Origin of the sequence: Mesorhizobium sp. M2A.F.Ca.ET.039.01.1.1 (assembly GCF_003998035.1) — a bacterium.
In the GTDB taxonomy this organism is placed as follows: Bacteria; Pseudomonadota; Alphaproteobacteria; order Rhizobiales; family Rhizobiaceae; genus Mesorhizobium.
In genome coordinates this window covers 1-5,397 of record NZ_RZRY01000441.1, presented here as the reverse complement: position 1 = coordinate 5,397, position 5,397 = coordinate 1, and the positions used below count along the sequence as shown (strand labels likewise).

General features: G+C 63.1%; 4 protein-coding genes. 3 read left to right on the top strand and 1 reads right to left on the bottom strand.

All coding sequences use genetic code 11. The annotated features are described in order from the left end of the window. Nucleotides 1–127: 127 nt before the first annotated feature. Genes EOA24_RS26210 through EOA24_RS26200 form a run of 3 tightly spaced genes read left to right on the top strand, consistent with a single transcriptional unit; the run spans nt 128 to nt 4,191 of the window. Nucleotides 128–2,260, top strand: a complete 2,133-nt coding sequence (locus EOA24_RS26210; protein WP_126079109.1) for a type I secretion system permease/ATPase — start codon at nt 128–130, stop codon at nt 2,258–2,260. 13 nt (nt 2,261–2,273) lie between these two features. Beyond that, nucleotides 2,274–3,563: an HlyD family type I secretion periplasmic adaptor subunit gene (locus EOA24_RS26205; protein ID WP_042640892.1), complete on the top strand. Its 1,290-nt coding sequence runs from the start codon at nt 2,274–2,276 to the stop codon at nt 3,561–3,563. After that, a complete protein-coding gene (locus EOA24_RS26200; protein ID WP_189342137.1) occupies nt 3,553–4,191 on the top strand; it encodes a ribbon-helix-helix domain-containing protein in 639 nt (212 codons plus the stop codon). Before EOA24_RS26205 ends, EOA24_RS26200 begins: the two co-directional genes overlap by 11 nt. A gap of 70 nt (nt 4,192–4,261) precedes the next feature. On the opposite strand, the gene EOA24_RS26195 is transcribed toward EOA24_RS26200, so the two are convergent. Then, the gene (locus EOA24_RS26195) at nt 4,262–5,185 is read right to left on the bottom strand and encodes a transglutaminase-like cysteine peptidase (protein WP_348526231.1); all 924 of its coding nucleotides are present in this window, start codon (nt 5,183–5,185) and stop codon (nt 4,262–4,264) included. Nucleotides 5,186–5,397 lie beyond the last annotated feature (212 nt).

The following is a 5,397-nucleotide window of genomic DNA, read 5'->3' as shown; positions in this document are numbered from 1 at the left end:
GCCGATACCGAGACCTATGCGCGCACGCCGTCGGAGCAGAAGAACGATCTGCCGTTCGACATCCTCGCGCCGGTCAGGAAAAAGTAGACGATGTAAGCATCGATCTTGCAGTCCTTCGGGGCGGATCGTGAACCAACAACCTCATATCTTATCGCCCAAGGAGGCTTTCAAAGCCTGCTTCTGCGCTGTTGCGGCCTATCTCGGCAGGCCGAGCGCGGAAACGGTGCTGTTTGCCGGCGTGCCGATTTCGGAGACGCGCATCGAGCCGGATGAAATCCGCCATCTGGCCGAGCGCATCGGACTGGAGGTCCAGGATTTCAGCCATCGCGATTTCCTGCGCGGCCGCTTCGATCTCCCGGCGATTGTCTTCCGCGTCAGCCAATTGCCGATCGCGCTGCTGGCGGAAGTGGAGGGCGGGCAATATCTGACGGCGCCCCAGGAAAACGGCCGCACCACGATCGACAGGGCGGAACTCGCCGAGAACTACATCAGCGGCGGCACGTCCTTTTCGATCACCTATGGCAACACGGCCGAAGAGATGACCGTCGGCACGGCCGCGCGGATCGAAAGGCGCCACTGGCTGACCGGCACCATGGGGGCGTTCTGGCGCACCTATTCCAAGGTGGTGCTGTCGGCGGTCTTCATCAATCTTTTGGCGATCGCCTCGCCGATCTTCACCATGAATGTCTACGACCGCATCCTGCCGAACAAGGCGATCTCCACGCTTTGGGTGCTGGCGCTCGGCATCGGCGCGGCCATCCTGTTCGACCTGCTGCTCAAGACGGCCAGGGCGTCGCTGATCGACTATGCCGGACGCAAGGCGGATTTGCGGATATCCTATCTGCTGTTCGAAAAGGTGCTGAATTCCTCGCTTTCGGCCCGGCCCGGATCGACCGGCGAATACGCAAACCGTGTCACGCAATACGAGTTCGTGCGCGAGTTCTTCACCTCGAACACCATCAGCGTCTTCATCGACACGATGTTCGTGTTCGTCTTCCTGGCTGTGATCTATGCCATCGGCGGCTGGCTGGTGATCATACCGGCGCTGGCTTTCATCATCTCCGTCATCGTCGGGCTGATGACGCAGCGGCGGATCGGCAAGCGGGTCGCGGCCTCGATGAACGAGGCATCGCAGCGCCAGGCCCTGCTGGTCGAATCCATTTCCACGCTGGAGACGATCAAGTCGCTGCGCGCCGAGGCCTATCTGCTGCGCAAATGGGGCGAGCACTCGAAGAACGCGGCCAACACCTCGGAGAAGATCAAGGAGCTCTCGGCGGCGGCAGGCAACATCACCGGCGCCATCCAGCAATTCGTGACAGTCGCCCTGGTTGTGGCCGGCGCCTATGCCTTCTCCGAGGGACAGGTCTCGACGGGCGCCATCATCGGCACCGTGATGCTCGCCGGCCGCGCCGTGGCGCCGCTCGGCCAGATCGCGATCACGCTTGCGCGTTTTCGGCAGGCCATGCTGTCGCTCAGGATCATCAACACGATCATGTCGCAGCCGGAGGACCGCCCCGACACGGTCGGTTTCGTCAACCGGCCGATCCGCAGCGGCGCGCTCGTCTTCAGGAATGTCGGTTTCGCCTATCCCGGCACGGAAAACGAGGTTCTGAGCGGGCTCAACATCACGGTCAGGCCCGGCGAGCGGGTGGGCATCATCGGCCGCATCGGTTCCGGCAAGACCACGATGGGCCGCCTGATCGGCCGGCTTTTCCTGCCCACGTCGGGGGAACTGCTCATCGACGGCATCGACATCCGCCAATACCATCCGTCGGAGGTTCGCGCCGCGGTCGGCATCGTCGCGCAGGCCGGCGACCTGTTTTCGGGAACCATCAAGGAGAACCTCCTGATGGCGGCGCCGGAAGCGACCGACGGGGAGATCATCGACGCGGCGAAGGCCGCGGGCGTCGACGACTTCGTCTCGCGGCACCCGCGCGGCTACGACATGAATGTCGGCGAGCGCGGCACCAATCTCTCGGGCGGGCAAAGACAGTCGGTGGCAATCGCCCGGCTGCTTTTGACGAAGCCGACGATCGTCTTCCTCGACGAGCCGTCGGGTTCGATGGACCTCGCCTCGGAACGGCAGTTGATCAAGCAGCTCAAGGTGGCGTTCGACCGCAACACGACGCTGATCGTATCGACCCATCGCTACAGCATGCTGGAGCTTGCCGACCGCCTCATCGTCATCGAGCAAGGCCGCGTCGTCGCCGACGGGCCAAAGGAACAAGTCATCCAGGCGCTGCAGAAAGGCAGTGCCTGACCGGAACGCAGACATGCTTGCAAGGGAAGACCGGCCACCTCTTTTCGCCTCCGCGTCCGTCTACATCGTCGGCGCCCTGTTCGTGTGCTTCACGGGCTGGGCATCATTTGCCGAGGTGGACGAGATCGCGCGCGGCGAAGGCAAGGTGATACCCGCCTCGAAGACGCAGGTCATCCAAGCCAGCGAACCCGGCGTCGTGCAGGAGATCGCCGTCCAGATCGGCCAGACCGTCAAGAAGAACGACCTCATCATCCGTCTCGACAATTCGGGCAACACGTCGAGCCTGGGCGAGGAGAAGGCCAAGGCGCGAGCGCTGCAGGCACGCATCGCGCGGCTGCAGTTCGAGCAGAGCGGCAATGTCGAAGGGGCCTTCCCCTGCCCCACGGAAATCCAGACGGTTGCGCCGGAAATTTGCGACAACGAGCAAAAGCTGCTCGTCGCGCGCCGCGACAATTTCGAGGTCAAGTTGTCGGTTCTCAAATCGCGCCTCGACCAGCGCGAGAAGGAGCTGGACGAGGCCACCGCCAATTCAGACCGCCTGGCCAAGAGCCTGGCCGTGACCGACCAGGAAGCGGCGCTGGTGGAACCCATGGTCAAGAAGGGCCTGATGGCCAGGACCGAGCAGATCCGCGTCGAGCGCGAGCAGACCGACCTGCACGGACAGCTGGCACTCGCCGGAGAGACCATCAAGAAGACCCAGGCGGCAATCACCGAAGCGCAGCTTCAGGTGAACGAGCTCGGCCTGCAATTGCAGCAAGAGGCGCTGAGCGACCTGACGCAGGCGCTTGCCGACCTTTCCGTCGTCGACGAAACCATCCGCGGCGCCACCGACAAGGTCGCGCGCACCGATATACGCTCGCCGGTCGACGGCATCGTCAACACGCTCGACGTCAACACGCTCGGCGCCTTCGTGCAGCCGGGCGCGGTCGTGGCCGGCATCGTGCCGACATCCGAGACGCTGCTGGTCGAGGCTCGGGTTTCGCCGCGCGACGTTGCCTTCATCCAGCCGAACCAGGAGGCGCTGATCAAGGTCACGGCCTATGATTTCTCGATCTTCGGCGGCATCGAGGGCAAGGTCTCCAACATCACCGCCGACAGTCTCGTCGACCAGAAGACCGGCGAGCCCTATTATCAGGTGCGCGTCGCCACCGAGAAGTCGACGCTGACGAGGAACGGCAAGACCTATTCGATCATCCCCGGCATGATCTGCTCGGTCGACATCAAGACCGGACGCAAGACGATCCTCAACTATCTCTTGAAGCCGATCAACAAGGCGCGTCAGGAGGCGATGAGTGAACGATAGCGCAATGCGCCCGGACACTCCGCGCGAACGGCTGCTGCCGGCGCTCGCGGCCGAGGATTTCGGCCCGGAATTCCGCGTCGTGGCGCGCGGCGGCGTACGTCGCGGCATCCGGCTGGAGCGCGCCTTCTGGGTGTCGCTGAAGCACATGGCGGAAAGCCGCAAATGCACGATCGGTATGCTGGTCGAGGAGATCGCCGAGCATCATCCCGAGGGCAACCTCACCTCGGCGATCCGGGTCGCCTGCATGCGCGGTCTTGCCGAGGAAAGCATGAAATTGCGCAAGCTCGCCTCGATCCGCACGATCAACGCGATCCTGGTCGCCTGCCCATCACCGGCTTTCGCGCTGTCGTCGTCGAAGAAGATCCTGGCCTTCAACACGCCGTTCCAGCAACTGGTCAGGCGACAGTTGCCGAGCGCGCCCGGAGAGGATGGGCGGCAGGATTTGAAGCTGGCGCTCGATCTCAACGTCACCGATATCTTCGCCAGGCTCGACGCCAATGGCGAAACGCCGGTCACCAGCGGCTTCGTCATCGGCGCCGGCGAGCGGCGCTATCGTGGCCAGCTCAGCGCCGTGCGCGCGCCTGTCGCCGAGCCGGAACTTCTGATGGCCTTTGTCTTCAACGGGTAGCGTACCTCAGGAAGAACGCGCAGCGATTTCCTGTGCTTCTGCGTGTCGCGAAAAGGCGACCCCCCCCAGTCTATTGCCTCATATCCGAAGCCAATGACGATTCCGGCGATCCTTCGCCGGGCGCCACCGTCGCGAAGCCGCCGGCGATGTCGGCGATCTGCGCGCCGGACTTCGATCCGTGGATCCAGGCGCGATCGGTGCTGAAGGAATAGAGCGGAACATAGTCGGGCAGGTCGCTGTCGCGCAGGACCGCATTGCCCAGGCTGTCGAGGATGAAGGCGCCGCTTCCCGTGCTGACCGACAGCACGGCATGGAAGAACTTGCGGCGGCGATCCTGGAGCACCACCAGCGACATGCTCTGCGCCGGAATGCCGGCCCTGAGCAGCGCCGCCATCTTGAGTATGGCGAAGTCCTCGCAATCGCCTGCGCGATGCTCGAGGATTTCCGAAGGCTTTGCCCAATAGTCGAGCTTGCCGTAGACGGCGCTGTCCTTGCGATAGGCGATCAGGCGGTTGATGCTTGAGTTGACGAAGGACAGCTTGTCGCGAAAGCCCTTGCCGGCGGCAATGTCGATGATCTCGGAGAAAGCCGGACTCTCATGGTCGCAAGGGCTGCCCGCCGTGCAGTCGACGATGGCCTTGTAGACGGGAGCCCAGCGCGCCGCTACCGGGAAGTTGCGCATCGACAAGGCGACGGAGCCGAAGACACCGGGGATGATCGCGGCGGTATGGATCGGGTCTATGCCGGGTTCGGCCTTGGCGGCGGAAAGCGCTTCAACCTCGGCCGCCGGCGCGTAGCCAGTCGAAATGTCCGCGGTGCGGTATGCGACAGCTGGCTGCCAGGGCTGCGGCCGGGCCAGCGAAACGCCACCGAGGCTCGCCGGCGCAACCACCTTCTGCAGGGCCGGTTCCGGGCTCGAATTCGCGCTGGCGGATGATGGATTTGCGAAGCCGGCAAGGCCGGCAGCCAGCAAGAGTACCTTGATCCCCGTCATTCCCGGGGCTGCTTTTTGTATTTTCATAACGCCCACCTTTGACTGTGGACACTACCAATCTTGTCTCAAATTATCGGAAAGGAAGGTGGGTAAGTTTCGGCGAATCACGCTATTCCATTTTTTGTCAAATTTTATTCAAATTTATACTTTCATTTACCAAACCAGCACCGCGCGCCGCGGCCTATCCCGCGCCGCTTAGGATCGTGCATAAC

Bases quoted from the DNA above. Each gene is read 5' to 3' on its own strand.
- EOA24_RS26205 (WP_042640892.1), top strand. From the start codon at position 2,274: ATGCTTGCAAGGGAAGACCGGCCACCTCTTTTCGCCTCCGCGTCCGTC.
- EOA24_RS26195 (WP_348526231.1), bottom strand. From the start codon at position 5,185: ATGACGGGGATCAAGGTACTCTTGCTGGCTGCCGGCCTTGCCGGCTTC.